This window comes from Mesorhizobium sp. M1142 (assembly GCF_040318565.1).
Classification (GTDB): domain Bacteria; phylum Pseudomonadota; class Alphaproteobacteria; order Rhizobiales; family Rhizobiaceae; genus Mesorhizobium.
This window is the reverse complement of sequence record NZ_JAMYMK010000003.1, coordinates 24148-41200: the sequence shown is the minus strand read 5'-3', so window position 1 is coordinate 41200 and position 17053 is coordinate 24148. Positions and strand designations below refer to the sequence as shown.

15 protein-coding genes are annotated in these 17053 nt (G+C 63.5%); 9 read left to right on the top strand and 6 right to left on the bottom strand.

The annotated features are described in order from the left end of the window. Positions 1-129 precede the first annotated feature (129 nt). Complete coding sequence (locus tag NKH42_RS06465; protein ID WP_254018681.1) at positions 130-375, top strand: type II toxin-antitoxin system Phd/YefM family antitoxin; 246 nt, start codon at positions 130-132, stop codon at positions 373-375. Beyond that, positions 372-827, top strand: a complete 456-nt coding sequence (locus NKH42_RS06460) for a type II toxin-antitoxin system VapC family toxin (protein WP_352471284.1) — start codon at positions 372-374, stop codon at positions 825-827. The genes NKH42_RS06465 and NKH42_RS06460 overlap by 4 nt, the downstream gene beginning before the upstream one ends. Positions 828-836: 9 nt before the next feature. Here the strand turns inward: NKH42_RS06460 and NKH42_RS06455 are convergent, their stop codons facing one another. Next, entirely contained in the window at positions 837-3020 is a 2184-nt protein-coding gene (locus NKH42_RS06455; protein ID WP_352974007.1) for a primosomal protein N', read from the bottom strand. Positions 3021-3110: 90 nt separating this feature from the next. Between NKH42_RS06455 and fsa the strand changes: the two genes are divergently transcribed. Then, complete coding sequence (gene fsa, locus NKH42_RS06450; protein ID WP_023678103.1) at positions 3111-3764, top strand: fructose-6-phosphate aldolase; 654 nt, start codon at positions 3111-3113, stop codon at positions 3762-3764. Positions 3765-3837: 73 nt separating this feature from the next. On the opposite strand, the gene NKH42_RS06445 is transcribed toward fsa, so the two are convergent. Continuing rightward, on the bottom strand, positions 3838-4419 hold the full coding sequence (locus NKH42_RS06445) for an LPS assembly lipoprotein LptE (RefSeq protein ID WP_352504883.1): 582 nt from the start codon (positions 4417-4419) through the stop codon (positions 3838-3840). Then, positions 4406-7030 carry a leucine--tRNA ligase gene (leuS, locus tag NKH42_RS06440; protein ID WP_352687079.1) on the bottom strand — a complete coding sequence of 875 codons (2625 nt, stop codon included), beginning with the start codon at positions 7028-7030 and terminating at the stop codon, positions 4406-4408. Before leuS ends, NKH42_RS06445 begins: the two co-directional genes overlap by 14 nt. Before the next feature lie 146 nt (positions 7031-7176). Between leuS and NKH42_RS06435 the strand changes: the two genes are divergently transcribed. Next, a complete protein-coding gene (locus NKH42_RS06435; RefSeq protein ID WP_352504881.1) occupies positions 7177-7839 on the top strand; it encodes a YggS family pyridoxal phosphate-dependent enzyme in 663 nt (220 codons plus the stop codon). 109 nt (positions 7840-7948) lie between these two features. Further along, positions 7949-8995, top strand: coding sequence for an aldo/keto reductase (locus tag NKH42_RS06430; RefSeq protein WP_352504880.1), 1047 nt, complete (start codon positions 7949-7951; stop codon positions 8993-8995). A 65-nt stretch (positions 8996-9060) separates the two neighbouring features. Here the strand turns inward: NKH42_RS06430 and NKH42_RS06425 are convergent, their stop codons facing one another. Next, positions 9061-9969 (bottom strand): LysR family transcriptional regulator, encoded by a 909-nt coding sequence (locus tag NKH42_RS06425; protein WP_352504879.1) that lies wholly within the window; start codon positions 9967-9969, stop codon positions 9061-9063. Between the two features lie 138 nt (positions 9970-10107). Between NKH42_RS06425 and NKH42_RS06420 the strand changes: the two genes are divergently transcribed. Both NKH42_RS06420 and NKH42_RS06415 read left to right on the top strand, forming a co-directional pair. Next, complete coding sequence (locus NKH42_RS06420) at positions 10108-11289, top strand: MFS transporter (protein ID WP_352687073.1); 1182 nt, start codon at positions 10108-10110, stop codon at positions 11287-11289. 56 nt (positions 11290-11345) lie between these two features. Further along, a complete protein-coding gene (locus NKH42_RS06415; RefSeq protein ID WP_352974005.1) occupies positions 11346-12380 on the top strand; it encodes an aldo/keto reductase in 1035 nt (344 codons plus the stop codon). A gap of 41 nt (positions 12381-12421) precedes the next feature. On the opposite strand, the gene NKH42_RS06410 is transcribed toward NKH42_RS06415, so the two are convergent. After that, positions 12422-12694 carry an usg protein gene (locus tag NKH42_RS06410; protein WP_254820441.1) on the bottom strand — a complete coding sequence of 91 codons (273 nt, stop codon included), beginning with the start codon at positions 12692-12694 and terminating at the stop codon, positions 12422-12424. Positions 12695-12999: 305 nt separating this feature from the next. On the opposite strand from NKH42_RS06410, the gene acs reads away from it, so the two are divergent. Together acs and NKH42_RS06400 are read left to right on the top strand one after the other, a co-directional pair. Next, entirely contained in the window at positions 13000-14955 is a 1956-nt protein-coding gene (gene acs / locus NKH42_RS06405; protein ID WP_352504876.1) for an acetate--CoA ligase, read from the top strand. Continuing rightward, positions 14955-15698 (top strand): MOSC domain-containing protein, encoded by a 744-nt coding sequence (locus NKH42_RS06400; protein ID WP_352504875.1) that lies wholly within the window; start codon positions 14955-14957, stop codon positions 15696-15698. The genes acs and NKH42_RS06400 overlap by 1 nt, the downstream gene beginning before the upstream one ends. Here the strand turns inward: NKH42_RS06400 and NKH42_RS06395 are convergent, their stop codons facing one another. Continuing rightward, positions 15699-16967, bottom strand: a complete 1269-nt coding sequence (locus NKH42_RS06395; protein WP_352504874.1) for a class I SAM-dependent methyltransferase — start codon at positions 16965-16967, stop codon at positions 15699-15701. Positions 16968-17053: the final 86 nt, after the last annotated feature.

The following is a 17053-nucleotide window of genomic DNA, read 5'->3' as shown; positions in this document are numbered from 1 at the left end:
ATTTACGGGGCGTCAGCCCAACGCGAGCGCCGTTGTATCGACCGGGCTAACAGGACGTTACACAACGGGCTGTTTTTTTCTGCACAATTCCTATATTGTGACTACATGAGACCACAAGAGGTTCCGCGCATGAAGACGATGCAACTACGAGAGGCAAAGGCCAGCCTTTCCGCGCTCGTGGAGGCTGCTGAGAACGGTGAGCCCACGGTTATCACCAAGCACGGCAAGCCCGCAGTCATGGTGGTGCCAATCGGTGAGGGACGGAAACTTTATCCGCAGAACAGCCAAAAAGACTTCGTGGATTTCCTGCTTCAGTATCCAGGCGGCATCGAGCTTGAGCGAAACGAATCGCCGTCGCGGGAAGTGGAGTTTTGACCGGCTATCTGCTTGATACGTCTTTTCTCTCGGCATTTGCACCTGGTCGGCCTCTGCTTCCGGCACACGTGCAGAACTGGGTTGCCGAACAAGGAGAACGCGGCTCTTGGCAGCTCTCGTCGATCGTCATCTTGGAGGTGGAACGAGGAATCGCGAAACTGAAGCGGGCGGGCGGGCATATGAAGGCAGAGCGCATCAATGAGTGGTTCGAAAGGTTGCTTCTAGAGTTCAACCAGCGCATCCTTCCCATCGATTTAGCAATCGCGCGAGAAGCCGGAAAACTGGAAGACGCCACTATCGCCAGAGGCGCCAATCCGGGTCTGGCGGACGTTCTGATCGCAGCTACTGCCCGTTTGCACGGCCTGTCAGTTTTGACGGCCAACACCCGGCATTTTGCGATTCTCGACGTGCCTTACCTGAACCCATTCACCGAACGCGCCTCGAAAGGGTAATTCGACAGCTTACAAAAAGCTCTGCGGGTCGATGTCGACCTGGACTCGCACCGAGCCCCTTATCTTCGGTCCCTCGGCCAACATGGTGCGAATGAACCCTTGCATGTCGGCGCGCCGCTCGCCCTGGATCAGCAGGCGAAAGCGATGGCGGCCGCCGATCAATGACAGCGGCGCCTCGGCCGGGCCGAGCACGAACAGGTCGGTGGCTTGCGGCGCGGCGCGGCGCAGGCCACGGGCGTGCCCTTCGGCTTCGGCCCGTGTCGCCGCGCTGACGATGACGCCGGCGAGCCTGCCGAAGGGCGGCAGCCCCGCCCGCTCACGCTCGGCGATCTCGCGCTCGTAGAAGGCCTCGGCATCGCCTGAGACGATCGCGCGCATCACCGGGTGGTCGGGTTGGAAGGTCTGCAGCAGGCCGAGGCTTTTCTTGCCGGTGCGACCGGCGCGGCCGGTCACCTGGCTGAGCAGTTGGAAGGTGCGCTCGGCGGCGCGCGGGTCGCCATTGGCAAGGCCGAGATCGGCATCGACCACACCGACCAGCGTCATGTTGGGGAAGTTGTGGCCCTTGGCGACGAGTTGCGTGCCGATGACGATGTCGGCCTCGCCATTGGCGATGGCTTCAAGCTCGAGCCGCAGCCGCCGCACGCCGCCCATCAGGTCCGACGACAAGACGATGGTGCGGGCATCGGGGAAATGCGCGACGACCTCCTCGGCGATGCGCTCGACGCCTGGCCCGCAGGCGACCAGATGATCGAGCGTGCCGCATTCCGGACAGGCTTCGGGCCGGCGTTCATTGTGCCCGCAGTGGTGGCAGACGAGCTGGCCGCGAAAGCGGTGCTCGACCAGCCAGGCCGAGCAGACCGGACAGCCGAAGCGGTGGCCGCAGACCCGGCAGAGCGTCAGCGGCGCATAGCCGCGCCGGTTGAGGAACAGCAGCGACTGTTCCTTTCTTTCCAGCGTCTGCCGCATATGGCCGAGCAGCACCGGCGACAGGAAGCCGCCGCGTGCCGGCGGCGCGCGGCGCATGTCGACCGTCTTGAGATCGGGAAGTGCCGCCTCGGCAAAGCGCGCCGAAAGCACCGCCCTGCTGTAGCGGCCCTGGCTGGCATTGACCCGGCTTTCGACCGACGGTGTCGCCGAAGCGAGCACGACCGGAAAACCGCCGATATGGCCGCGCACCACGGCCATGTCGCGCGCGTTGTAAAAGACGCGATCCTCCTGCTTGTAGGCGGGATCGTGCTCTTCGTCGACGACGATCAATCCAAGCTCCCTGAATGGCAGGAATAGCGCCGAGCGCGCGCCTGCGACGACCCGCACGCCGCCTTCCGCTACCTGCCGCCAGACCTTTTCGCGCATCCTTGGCGGCAGGTCCGAGTGCCACTCCGCCGGCTTGGCGCCGAACCGCTCCTGGAAGCGTTCGAGGAAGGCATGGGTCAGCGCAATTTCCGGCAGCAGGATCAGCACCTGCTTGCCGCGATCGAGCGCGGCCGCGACCGCCTCGAAATAGACCTCCGTCTTGCCGGATCCGGTTACACCGTCGAGCAGGGTGACCCCGAATGTACCGGTCGCGACATTGGCGCGCAGCGTCTCGGCGGCATCGCTCTGGTCGGGCGTCAGTGAAGGCACGGCGTAGCCGGGATCGGGTGCTGCGACCACCGGCCGCGGCGGGATCATCACCGTCTGGAATACGCCCTGCGCCCGCAGCCCGTCCACCACCGTCGACGACACGCCTGCCGCATGCGCCAGGCCGGATCGCGTCCAGGCAAGTCCGCCTTCGGCCGTCTCCAGCACGCGCGTCCTCGCCTCCGTCATCCGGTCGGGCTTGGCGAAGGTGCGCTGCAGCCCTTCGATCCACGGCTCCGGATCGAACGCCTCCGGCGCCCTGAGCAGCATGCGCGCCACCATGCCGGGCGGCGACAGCGTGTACTGCGCCACCCAATCGACAAAACGCCGCATCGCGCGGTCGATCGGCGGGCAGTCGAAAACCTGCTCGATCGGCCGCAATTTCTTCGCGTCGACCTTTTCGACGGCGCCGTCCCAGACGATGCCGGCGACCTGGCGGGGCCCAAGCGGAACGCGCACGATCGAGCCCGGCACCACGCGCATGCCAGCCGGCACGGCATAGGTGTAGGGGCGCTCGGCGGGCATCGGCACCAGCACCGGTGCGGCCGCGACAAAGGGCGAATCTTCGATCATGAGGCGTGACCTTGCCCCGACTTTGGTCTAGATCAAAGTCCGACCCCGAATGTGCATGACGTGCACATGAAAAATCTTCAGGAGACCGCCATGAAATTTTTTGTCGACACCGCCGATGTCAAGGAAATCCGCGAGCTGAACGATTTGGGGCTGCTCGACGGCGTAACCACCAATCCGTCGCTGATCCTGAAATCCGGCGGCAAGATCGCCGACGTCACAAGAGAGATCTGCGAGATCGTCAAGGGCCCAGTCTCGGCCGAAGTCGTCGCCACCGAATACAAGGACATGATGGCGGAGGCCAAGATCCTGGCCAGGATCGCCGACAATGTCTGCATCAAGGTGCCGCTGACGCTCGATGGCCTGAGAGCCTGCAAGGACATCCGGTCGGACGGCCGCATGGTCAACGTCACGCTGTGCTTCTCGGCCACCCAGGCGCTGCTCGCCGCCAAGGCCGGCGCCTCCTTCATCTCGCCCTTCGTCGGCCGCATCGACGACAGCGGCTGGGACGGCATGGAGCTGATTGCCGATATCCGCACCATCTACGACAATTATGACTTCCAGACCGAGATCCTGACCGCTTCTGTGCGCACCGTGAACCATGTCAAGCAGGCGGCGCTGATCGGTGCCGATGTCATCACCGCGCCGCCGGCGACGCTCAAGGCACTGGTCAAACACCCGCTGACCGACAAGGGCCTGGAACTGTTCCTCGCCGACTGGGCAAAGACCGGGCAGAAGATCGGCTGAAGCGACTATCCTACGAACAAAAAAAGGCCGAGCAATCGGCCTTTTTTTTGCAGATTGCGCACTCCGGAAAGACCTAGCTTGCCGCCGGCTTGCCGTGCTTGATCAGATCCTGAGCGATCGACAGCCGCAGCACATCTGCCAGCTCGCGCGCCGCACGGTTCTCGGCGTCGATCTGGGCTCGGTATGACGCGAATTCCTGGCGCGGCCTGTCGTATGACGACGGAATCGAGCGCTTACCCCTCGCTATGACCGTGCCCGTCTTGGCATCGCTGAGCACATAGTTGGCGGTCAGCGTTACAGTGCCGGCGGTCGGCTCGTCCTCGTCTGTCGTGACCTGCTCGATTGCCGCCGATTCGACGAGTTCGGAGACGCCGAGATCAAGCGAATAGACCGGCGAAGCCGGCTCGCCGGCGCCCCGGCCGAGCGCGAAGATCAAATTGTTGCGGACCTGCTGGGCGTAGCGGGTCTTGACCGGCTTGACCGAGATCGATGCCAGCTCGGCAGCAGCGCCGACCTGCGAGCCGGCGATCAGCGGCGCGCTCGAATAGAGCGGCCGCACCGTGCAGGCGGAAACCAGCGCCACCGAGGCGAGCAGCCCGCAAAGCACGACGCGGCGCAGCGTCAGCTCTGTCTTTCGCGGATCAGGCAACGACATTAACGATCCTCTGCGGCACGATGATCACCTTGCGCGGCGCCTTACCTTCGAGCGCTCTCTGCACGAAGTCGAGGGCCAGAACCGCTTTTTCGACCGCACCTTGGTCCGCGTCGCGGGCAATTGTCAAATCGCCGCGCTTCTTGCCGTTGACCTGCACCGGCAGCACGATCTCGGCGTCGACGACAAGCGAGGGATCGTAGACCGGCCAGGGCCGTTCGGCGACAAGGTCGGTGCCGCCGAGCGTCTGCCAGCACTCCTCGGCCAGATGCGGCATGACCGGCGCGATCAGGTGCACCAGGATCTCGACGGCCTCACGGCAGGCCGCTTGCAGCGCCGGACCGGCCTTGCCCTCTGCCGCCTCGTTGAGCGGTACAGTCAAGGCATTGGCGAGCTCATAGATGCGGGCGATGGCGCGGTTGAAGGCGAGCTTTTCGATATCCTCACCGACCGATTTCAGGATCTTGTGCGCGGCCTTGGACACTGTCCCGGCCTCGCCGTCCTTCGCCGCCTCTGGCCGGACTCCGGCGAGCGATTCGGCAGCCGTCGACACCAGGCGCCAGATGCGCTGGATGAAGCGGTGCGCGCCGGCCGCGCCCTCGTCGGTCCATTCGACATCGCGTTCGGGCGGCGAGTCCGACAGCATGAACCAGCGCGCCGTATCGGCGCCGTAGCCGTCGGTGATCTCTTCCGGACTCACCGTATTCTTCTTCGACTTCGACATTTTTTCGAGCGGACCGATCACCGCCTCTTCGCCGGTGGCGATTTCGAAGGCGCGGCGCTTTCCGTCGGCGTCTTCCAGCCTGACCTCGCTTGGCGCAAGCCAGCGGCCGTTCGAGGCGCCGCCAACCCGATAGGTCTCGTGCACCACCATGCCTTGCGTGAACAGGCCCCTGAACGGCTCGGCGAGATCGACATGGCCGGTCTCGCGCATGGCGCGGGTGAAAAAGCGCGAATAGAGCAAATGCAGGATCGCATGCTCAATACCGCCAATATACTGGTCAACCGGCAGCCATTCAGTCGCGGCCTCGGGATCGGTCGGATCATTTGCCCACGGCGCGGTGAAGCGAGCGAAATACCACGAAGAATCGACAAATGTGTCCATCGTGTCGGTTTCTCGCCGCGCATCCTTGCCGCAACGCGGGCATTTGACGCGCCGCCATGTCGGATGGCGATCGAGCGGATTGCCCGGCCGGTCGAACTCGATGTCGTCCGGCAGCTTGACCGGCAGGTCGGCTTTCGGCACCGGCACCACGCCGCAATCCTCGCAATGGATCATCGGGATCGGGCAGCCCCAATAGCGCTGGCGCGAAATGCCCCAGTCGCGCAGGCGGAAGTTCACCTTGCGCTCGGCCATCGGCCGGTTGCCGATGGTCTTTTGTTCCAGCAGCTTCGCCACCTCGTCGAACGCCTGATCCGGCTTCATGCCGTCGAGGAAGCGCGAATTGATCATCACGCCGTCGCCGACATAGGCCTCATCGATGACCTGGAAGCTCCCTTGATTCTCGCCCTCCGGCATCACCACCGGAATGACCGGCAGGCCGTATCTGTTGGCGAAGTCGAGGTCGCGCTGGTCACCGGACGGACAGCCGAAGATGGCGCCGGTGCCGTAGTCCATCAGCACGAAATTGGCGACGTAGACGGGCAGCGTCCACTTCTCGTCGAACGGATGGACGACGCGAATGCCGGTATCGAAGCCCTTCTTCTCGGCCGTCTCCAGAGCCGCCACCGAGGTGCCCATATGGCGGACCTCGTCGATGAACTTTGCCAGCGCCGGATTGTCTTCGGCGGCCTTTTTGGCCAGCGGATGGTCGGCGGCAATCGCCATAAAGGAGGCGCCGAAGATGGTGTCAGGCCTTGTCGTATAGATTTCGAGCTCATGCTCGCCGGCTGCTGGCTTGGCCAGCGGCCAGCGGATCAGCAGACCTTCCGAACGGCCGATCCAGTTCGCCTGCATCAGCTTCACTTTTTCCGGCCAGTCGTCGAGTTGATCGAGCGAATCCAGCAGGTCCTGCGCGTAGTCGGTGATCTTGAAGAACCACTGCGTCAGCTCGCGCTGTTCCACCAGCGCGCCCGAGCGCCAGCCGCGTCCGTCGATGACCTGCTCGTTGGCAAGCACCGTCATGTCCTCCGGATCCCAGTTGACCTTGGAGGATTTGCGCGTCACCAGCCCCTTCTCGACGAAATCGAGGAACAGCATCTGCTGGCGGTGATAGTAATCGACATCGCAGGTGGCGAACTCGCGCGCCCAATCGAGCGACAGGCCCATGACCTTGAGTTGCTCGCGCATAGCGGCGATGTTCTGATAGGTCCAGTCCTTGGGATGGACCTTGTTCTGCATCGCCGCGTTTTCGGCTGGCATGCCAAAGGCGTCCCAGCCCATCGGGTGCAGCACGTTGAAACCCTTGGCCCGCTTGTAGCGCGCCACCACGTCGCCCATCGTATAGTTGCGGGTATGGCCGATATGGATGCGCCCCGACGGATAGGGGAACATCTCCAGCACGTAATATTTCGGGCGCGGGTCGTCATTGTCGGCTTCGAACAGCTTCTTTGCGTCCCAGGCCTTCTGCCATTTGGGCTCTGACGCGCGCGGATTGTATCGTTCGGTTGCCATCGGGTGTTTTTCACTTAAAAGCATGCGCGAACCGCCGGACAATGCCCGGGCGGCTCAGGAAATGTCGTCGCGGTGTTCACCATGGATTGCCGGACCCGTCAACTGCGGCGATCCGGCGAAAAGCCAAACACAGGCAGGATATAGGCATGGCGAGCGCCGTCGAACAGCTTTTCACGGTCAAGGCAAGGATCGCTGCCGCCGAGCGCGAGGCAGGACGCGACGCCGGAGCGGTGGCGCTGGTCGCGGTCTCGAAAACCTTCGACGCCGCCGATATCCGCCCCGTTATCGAGGCCGGCCAGCGCGTCTTCGGCGAAAACCGGGTCCAGGAAGCACAAGCCAAATGGCCGGCACTGCGGACGGCGTTTCCCGACGTCGAGCTGCATCTGATCGGTCCGCTGCAATCGAACAAGGCGAAGGAAGCGGTGGCATTGTTCGACGTCATCGAAACCGTCGACCGTGAAAAGATCGCCGCCGAACTCGCCAAGGAGATCGCCAGGCAAGGCCGGTCACCAAGGCTGTATGTCCAGGTCAACACCGGCTCCGAGCCGCAAAAGGCCGGCATCGAGCCGCGCGAGGCTGTCGCCTTCGTGGCCCGCTGCCGCTCGGTTCACGGCCTCGCCATCGAAGGGCTGATGTGCATTCCGCCGGCCGGCGAGAACCCCGGTCCGCATTTCGCGCTGCTGGAAAAGCTTGGGCTTGAGGCCGGCGTCGACAAGTTCTCCATGGGCATGTCCGGCGACTACGAAACCGCGATCGCCTTCGGCGCGACTAGTGTCAGGGTTGGATCGGCGATTTTCGGCGCCAGATGAGGCGCAGCCGGCCTTAGGCCACAGGCTAACATTGACTAAGCCAGCATATAGAAACGGAACGTTTCGTTCCTATATGGGTCGAGTTATTCTCAACCCGTCTGGAGCCACCATGCGTTACAATCAACTTGGAAATACGGGGATGTTCGTCTCCGAACTTTGCCTCGGCACGATGACGTTCGGCGCGGCCGGCGAGAACGCCCAATGGGGCCTGATCGCCAGCCTCGACCAGAAGGGCGTTGACCAGATCGTTGCCCGCTCGCTCGCCGCCGGCGTCAATTTCTTCGACACGGCGGATGTCTATTCCTTTGGCGCCTCGGAACGGCTTCTCGGCCAGTCGCTCAGGAACCTTGGCGTCAACCGGCAGGACGTGATCATCGCCACCAAGGTTCATGGCGCCATGGGTGGAGGCCCGAACCAGCGTGGTTCCTCGCGCGGCCACATCATGGATTCGGTCGAAGGCAGCCTCGAACGGCTGCAGCTGGATCATATCGATCTCTACCAGCTGCACGGCACCGACACGGTGACGCCGATCGACGAAACGCTGCGGGCGCTCGACGACCTGGTTGCCGCCGGCAAGGTCCGCTATGTCGGCGTCTCGAACTGGCAGGCCTGGCGCATAGCCAAGGCGCTGGGTATTGCCGAGCGCAAAGGCTTTGCCCGCTTCGAGACCGTGCAGTCGTATTATTCGATCGCCGGCCGCGATCTCGAGCGCGAGATCGTGCCGCTGCTCAACGAGGAGAAGCTCGGGCTGATGGTCTGGTCGCCGATGGCTGGCGGCCTGCTCTCCGGCAAATACGGACCGGGCGCCCCCGGCAATGGCGAGGGCCGCCGCGCCAGCTTCAATTTCCCGCCGGTCAATGAGGACCGTGCCTGGGCAGCAGTCGCCGTCATGCGCGAGATCGCCGCCAAGCACGGCGTCAGCGTCGCTACGGTGGCGCTCGGCTATGTTCTGGCCAAGCCATTCGTGATGAGCGTCATCATCGGCGCCAGCCGCACGGAGCAGCTGGAACAGAACCTTGCAGCCACCGAGTTGCAGCTCGATGCCGATGATCTTGTTCGCCTCGACGAAGCCAGTGCCCTGCCCGCCGAATATCCGGGCTGGATGCTGGAGCGTCAGGCGGCCGGCCGGCGGCCGGCGCCCTTTGCGCCGAAATAGTAACTCAATCTTACCTTCTTACCTTCGTTGCTTCGGGAGCCGGCAGGCTCCCGATCGTTTTGGGCTCAGTTCAGCCGGACAGTCTCGACCAAAAAGTCCAAAAAGGCCCGCACCCGCGCCGGCAGATGCTTGCCATGGCCGACATAGACGGCGTGGGTAAGTTCCTCGTCGCCGGGGTTGAACTCTTCCAGCAGCGGCAGGAGCCGGCCGGCGGCAATGTCGGCCTCCACATGCCAGCTTGCCAGCCGGGCGATGCCCGCCCCCGACAGCGCCATCAGCCGCATCGCCTCGCCGTCGCTGACCAGCGTATTTCCGGCGATCGACAGGCTGATCGGCTTGCCGACCGCATCGATAAAAGGCCAGCCCTCGAGGTGGCGTACGAAACGGAAGCCCATCCGGTTGTGACGATCGAGATCGGCGGGCGTCACGGGCGTGCCACGCGCTTCGAGATACGATGGCGCCGCAACGACGACCACCCGGCTCTGTCCGAGCTTGCGCGCCACCAGCCGTGATTCGCCGAGCGGCCCGGCCCGGATGGCGACGTCAGCACGCTCCTCCATCAGGTCGATGACATCGTCGGTCAACACCAGATCGACCGAGATTTCGGGGTAGCGCTCCAGAAAACGCGGCAAAAGCGGGATCAGCCGATGCTGCCCGAAAGGCACGTAGCTGTTGATCCGCAGCCGGCCACGCGGCGCGGCACCCGCCGCCGCCTCGCGCTCGGCCGCTGCCATGTCGGCCAGGATACGCACGCCGCTGTCGAAAAAGGCCGCCCCCTCCGGCGTCAGTTGCAGCCTGCGCGTCGAACGGCTGACCAGCCGCGCGCCGAGCCGTGCCTCCAGCCGCGCGATCAGCTTGCTCACCGCCGACGGGGTCATCCGCAACGCACGGGCAGCGGCCGAAAAGCTGCCCGCCTCGACCACGCGGACGAACACTTCGATCTCGCCGGAGCGGTTGATGTCGGGTCTGGTCATTGGTGAATCTATTTCACAGACGATGTGCCCGATGCAAGGCTGGTTCACAGCACATCGCGACACGATCTTCCGAATTGGGGCGTGGGAGGAACACGGCGCCCGTCGTCAAAACTGGTCGTCATCGAAGTGGGAACCGCCATGCCCCTTGCTCTTTACGCTCTTGCCGCCGGTGCGTTCGGCATCGGCGTCACCGAATTCGTCATCATGGGCCTGCTGCTCGACGTCAGCACCGATCTCGACGTCTCGATCTCAGCTGCCGGCCAGCTTATTTCCGGCTATGCGCTCGGCGTTGTCATCGGCGCGCCGCTGCTGACGATCGCAACCGGCCGTTGGCCGCGCAAGACCGTGCTTCTGTCGCTGATGGCGATCTTCACGCTGGGCAACCTCGCCTGTGCGCTTGCCCCAGACTACTGGACGCTGATGGGTGCGCGCGTGCTGACCGCCTTCGCCCACGGCACCTTCTTCGGCGTTGGCTCGGTCGTGGCGACCGGGCTGGTGGCGCCCAACAAGAAAGCTTCGGCGATCGCCCTGATGTTCACCGGCCTGACCATCGCCAACATCCTCGGCGTGCCTTTCGGCACTTGGCTCGGCCAGGCCTTCGGCTGGCGCGCGACGTTCTGGGCGGTGACCCTGGTCGGCATCGCCGCCTCCGCCATCATTCTCTTGGTGGTGCCGCGCAGCCGAACAGAACCTGAGAAGAGCAATTTGCGTGCCGATCTCGCCGTGCTCGGCCGCACGCCCGTCCTGCTTGGCTTTGCCACCACCGTGCTTGGCTATGCCGGCGTCTTTGCCGTCTTTACCTACATCGCTCCGTTGCTGACCGAGATCACCGGTTTTGAGGAAGCAGCGGTGTCGCCTATCCTGCTGGTCTTCGGCGGCGGCCTCATCGCCGGCAACATCGCCGGCGGCAAGTTCGCCGACCGCCGGCTGCTACCTTCCGTTCTCGGCAGTCTCGTCGTCCTGGCGCTGGTGCTCGGCACCATGACGTTCGCCCTGCACAGCCAGGTCATGGCCGTTATCTATGTCGGCCTGCTCGGCGCCGCCGCCTTCGCCACCGTGGCGCCACTGCAGATGTGGGTGCTGGAAAAGGCACAAGGCGCCGGCCAGAGCCTCGCCTCGTCCTTCAACATCGCCGCCTTCAACCTCGGCAACGCGGCCGGCGCCTGGCTCGGCGGCGTGGTCATCGCGCACGGTCCCGGCCTCGGCGCCGTCACCTGGGTCGCGGCCCTGTTGCCGCTTTCAGCGCTTGCCGTGGCGGCGTTTGCTCTGCGCCTCGACCGAGACCCTGCCCTCTCCACACCGGAAATCGCGCCGTCATAGAACGGCAAACCTCAACCAATCCTTGAAACAGCCATCCTTCCACAAGGAGCAAACCCATGGATTATCGAAATCTTGGCGCATCAGGCCTGAAGGTCCCGGCACTCTCGTTCGGCGCTGGAACCTTCGGCGGCTCAGGCCCGCTGTTCGGCGCCTGGGGCAACAGCGATGCGACGGAAGCACGGCGGCTGGTCGACATCTGCCTAGAGGCCGGCGTCAACCTGTTCGACACCGCCGATGTCTATTCGATTGGCGCTTCCGAACAAGTGCTCGGCGCTGCCATCAGGGGCCGCCGCGACGCCGTGCTGATCTCGACCAAGACCTCGCTGCCGATGGGCGACGGTCCCAACGATGCCGGCTCGTCACGTTCACGCCTGATCAAGGCCGTCGAAGACGCGCTGAAGCGTATTGGAACCGATTACATCGACCTGCTGCAACTGCACGCCTTTGATGCCGCAACACCGATCGAGGAGGTGCTGTCGACGCTGGACGGTCTCGTGCGCGCCGGCAAGCTGCGTTATGTCGGCGTCTCCAATTTTTCCGGCTGGCAAGTGATGAAGTCGCTCGGCCTGGCGGATAGATATGGCTATCCCCGATACGTCGCCCATCAGGTCTACTACTCGCTGGTCGGACGCGATTATGAATGGGAGTTGATGCCGCTCGGCCTCGACCAGGGTGTCGGTGCGCTGGTGTGGAGCCCACTCGGCTGGGGCCGCCTGACCGGCAAGATCCGCCGTGGCCAGAAGCTGCCTGAGAAAAGCCGGCTGCACGACACGGCAAGCTTCGGACCGCCCGTCGAGGATGAGCATCTCTATCGGGTCGTCGACGCGCTTGATGTTGTCGCCGAGGAAACCGGCAAGACCATACCGCAGATCGCCATTAATTGGCTGCTGCAGCGGCCGACCGTCGCCTCCGTCATCATTGGCGCGCGCAACGAGGAGCAGTTGCGCCAGAATCTCGGCGCCGTCGGCTGGTCCTTGACAGCCGAGCAGATGAAGAAGCTCGACACGGCAAGTGAGGTCACCGCACCCTACCCGTATTTTCCCTATCGCCGGCAGGAGGGGTTTGTCCGGCTGAACGCGCCCGCAGTCTGACGCTCCAAAAGCTGGCGGCGGCTCCCGGGCTGCCGCCCCGGCTAATGCAGCACGAACTCGCCGTCGACCTTGCGCCATTCGTTCGGCGCGATCAGCTTCTGGTGCGTGTAGCTCACCGAATGCAGCGGGCCTTCGAGCTCGGCCTTCCAGAATTCGATGAAGCGGATCAGCACCGGAAATTTCGGGGCGATGTCGTAATCCTGCCAGATGAAGCTCTGCAGCAGATGCGGATGATCGGGAAAGTGATAAAGAATCTTGGCCGTGGTCAAGCCATAGCCCTTGAGCATCAGGTCCATTTCTGAATGGTCGCGCATTGCGGTCCCCTGGTTGATTCTCCTTCCTCCCAGCCTGAAATTGTGCACCCCATTTGCTTATTCGTCTATTGATATTTCTGCGATCAAACCAGATTCCTCCCGCAAAAACATGCGCTTAGCAGCCGCCTCACGAGAGTGCTGACACCACCCGGCAAGGCACCTGCGGCATCCCGCCGCGCGAATCCAACGTCTAATGTTGCCGTCACCGCCGAACTGTTAATAATGCGCGCGAATTCGCGGCCGCATCGCTGCGATCCTGCCGGCGGTCAAGCCGGCGGTTTGGTTTTGGGGAGGAAGGCGAAGAAATGTCCGATGTTCATGTCCATCGCGTCCAGCCGGCGTGGAAGAAGAACGCGCTGATTGACAATGACACCTACCTGAAATGGTACGCCGACAGCGTCAAGAACCCGGACAAGTTCTGGGGCACGCACGGCAAGCGCATCGACTGGTTCAAGCCCTACAGCAAGGTCAAGAACACGTCCTTCGACGGCAAGGTTTCGATCAAATGGTTCGAGGATGGCCAGACAAACGTTTCCTGGAACTGCATCGACCGGCATCTGAAGAAGCGCGGCGAACAGACCGCCATCATCTGGGAAGGCGACAACCCCTACGACGACAGGAAGATCACCTATAACGAACTTCACGCACATGTCTGCCGCCTCGCCAATGTGATGAAGAAGCACGGCGTCAAGAAGGGCGACCGCGTCACCATCTACATGCCGATGATCCCGGAGGCCGCTTATGCGATGCTCGCCTGCACGCGCATCGGCGCCATTCATTCGGTCGTCTTCGGCGGCTTTTCGCCGGACGCGCTGGCCGGACGCATCGACGACTGCAAGTCGACCTTCGTCATTACCGCCGACGAAGGCCTGCGCGGCGGCAAGACTATCCCGCTGAAGGACAACACCGACAAGGCGATCGAGATCGCCGCCAAGGCCGGAACGAAAGTCGAAAAGGTCTTGGTCGTGCGCCGCACCGGCGGCAAGACCGGCTGGGCCGCCGGGCGCGACGTCTGGTACCATGACGAGGTCGCCACGGTTAAGGCCGAATGCAAGCCCGAGAAGATGAATGCCGAGGACCCGCTGTTCATCCTCTACACATCCGGCTCGACCGGCAAGCCGAAGGGCGTGCTGCACACCACCGCCGGCTATCTCGTCTATGTCTCGATGACCCACCAATATGTATTCGACTATCATGACGGCGACATCTACTGGTGCACCGCAGATGTCGGCTGGGTCACCGGTCACAGCTATATCGTCTACGGGCCGCTCGCCAACGGCGCCACCACGCTGATGTTCGAAGGCGTGCCGAACTACCCGTCGCAGTCGCGTTTCTGGGACGTGATCGACAAGCACAAGGTCAACATCTTCTACACGGCGCCGACGGCGTTGCGTGCGCTGATGGGCGCCGGCGATGCCCATGTCACCAAAACGTCGCGCAAGTCGCTGCGCGTGCTGGGCACCGTCGGCGAGCCGATCAATCCGGAAGCCTGGGAGTGGTATTTCAACGTCGTCGGCAACGGCAAGGTGCCGATCGTCGACACCTGGTGGCAGACCGAGACCGGCGGCATCATGATCACGCCGGTTCCGGGCGCCACCCACCTCAAGGCGGGTTCGGCGACGCGGCCCTTCTTTGGCGTCAAGCCGCAGCTGGTCGACGCCGACGGCAAGGTACTGGAAGGCGAAGCCAGCGGCAATCTTTGCATTGCCGACTCATGGCCGGGCCAGATGCGCACCGTCTATGGCGATCACGACCGCTTCGTGCAGACCTATTTCTCGACTTACAAGGGCAGGTACTTCACCGGCGACGGCTGCCGCCGCGATGCTGACGGCTACTACTGGATCACCGGCCGGGTCGACGACGTCATCAACGTCTCCGGCCACCGCATGGGCACCGCCGAGGTCGAATCGGCGCTGGTTTCGCATGAGAAGGTCTCGGAGGCCGCCGTCGTCGGCTACCCGCACGATATCAAGGGCCAGGGCATCTACTGCTATGTCACGCTGATGGCCGGCGAGACGCCAAGCGAGGAATTGCGCCAGGAGCTCGTCGTCCATGTCCGCAAGGAGATCGGCGCCATCGCTTCGCCCGACAAGATCCAGTTCGCGCCCGGCCTGCCGAAGACCCGTTCCGGCAAGATCATGCGGCGCATCCTGCGCAAGATCGCCGAGGATGATTTTGCCGCGCTCGGCGACACCTCGACGCTCGCCGATCCGGCAGTCGTCGACGACCTGATCGCCAACCGGCAAAACAAGAAGGGCTGATGCAACCCGCATTGGGCGCCGTCACCGAGCTTTGGCGCTATCCCGCGAGCTCGCTCGCCGGCGAGTTTCAGGAGGCGATCTCCGTCGACTGGTATACCGTCGAAGGCGACCGCCTGTTTGGTCTTGTCGATACCTCGACCGATGAAATCGCACGGCCCGACCGCGAAGCGAAATGGCACAAGGTGCCCCGCATCCGCACCCGGCTGTCGCAGGCCGGCAGGCTGGAGGTCGCCATCCCCGACGGACGCTGGCTTTCGGCACCTGGCGCGCAAAGTGATCGCGCGGTTTCCGCGTATCTCGGCTTTGCGGCTTCCATCCGGCCGTTCCGCCGGGAAAATGCGGCTCCGGATTACGCCGGCCCTCTGCTGACGGAACGCTATGTCAAAGCCCCTATTCATCTGCTGACCACCGCCTCACTGGCGCGTTTGAAAGTGCTGCATCCAGAGGGCACCGCCGACGCGCGCCGCTTCCGCCCCAACATCGTCGTCGATATGCCGGAGGTCGAGGGGTCGTTCCCCGAGACGGAATGGATCGGGCGCAAGCTGGCAATCGGCGACCTGCTCCTGACCATCTCCGAGCCGTGCCGCCGCTGCGGCTTCACCATCATTGGCCAGGACGGGTTGGACCACGACCCGGCAATCCTGCGCAGCCTGGTCCGCCACAACGCCCATAATCTCGGCGTCTACTGCACCGTCGATCGACCGGCCCGCGTCGAGATCGGCGCCACGATGCGCCTCCTGTAGCTATCGGTACAAATCCGCCCGCGTCGGCGGCAGGCCGCTCGGCCCACGCGCGCGCCTTGTGGCGACGGTCTGGAAAACCTGCGCCGATGCACGTTCGAAAGTAATCGAGCAGCCGGTGAGATAAAGCAGCCAGAGCCGCGCCTTGGCTTCGCCGACCTCAGCGATGGCTTCGTCAAAACGTGCGTGGAGACGCTCTGCCCATAGCCTGCAGGTGCGCGCATAGTGCTCGCGCAAGTTTTCGACGTCGTAGACGAGGAAGCCGTGCGCCTCGAGATTGCCGAGCGTCATGCCGATCGTATCGAGTTCGCCGCCCGGAAAAATGTATTTGATCAGCGCCTTGAATTCCGGCCCCTTTCGCAGCGTCTTCTTCAAGCTGCCCTTGTCGCGCCGGGTGATGGCGTGGTGCAGATAGATGCCGCCGGGCTTGAGCAGGCGATGGATCCTCGAGAAATAGGCCGCATGGTTGGCAAGCCCCAGATGCTCGAACATGCCGATCGACGAGATCTTGTCGAAGGAGCCGGACAGCTCGGCATAGGACTTGATCTCGATGGTGATGCGGTCCTCCAGCCCCGCGGCGCGGATGCGTTCGCGGGCGAGCTCGGTCTGTGCCTCCGACAGCGAAACACCGTGGCCGACGACGCCATAATTCTTCACCGCATGGATGAGCATCGCTCCCCAGCCGCAGCCGATGTCGAGCAGTTTTTCGCCGGGCTTCAGCCGAAGCTTGCGGCAGATATGGTCGAGCTTGTCTCTTTGGGCCTGATCGATATCGTTGGCGAAATCCTTGAAATAGCCGCAGCTATAGACCATGCGCTCGTCGAGGAAGAGCCGGTAGAATGCGTTGGAAATATCGTAGTGATGCTGGATTGCCTCCCGGCTCGAACCGCTGACGAAAGGATTGCGGCCGGAAAGATCGGTTCGCGCCGTCATCTGTTTTCGCGAAAACAGCACCGCCGGCAGGTCGCGCAGGATCGCCAGCTTCGGCAACGTCTTGAGCTTCGTCCTGAGCTTGCCGTGCGTGGGCAAGGCGTAGAAATCAAACAGCGATCCGTCTTCGACGTCGACCGCCTTGGCAATCCACATCTCGATCAGCGTCGATAAAGAGGGCCGACGTACGATCTGCCAGACGATGTCCTGGTCGTTGATAGTGAGCACCGGGCCGGTAGCCGGGCCGATCCGCTCGCCTGTCCACAGCCTCACCGCGAAACCCGGTTTCAGCGTTTCGATGACCGTCCGAACAATCCGGGCCGCTCTTTCGGCTGCCTCCATCCCCATCCTCCCTTACCCGGCAAAAAGCGGCCCGGAACAATCGCGGCTCGATCTTGCCTGCCGGATCGGCCGGCCGCAAGCCGCCC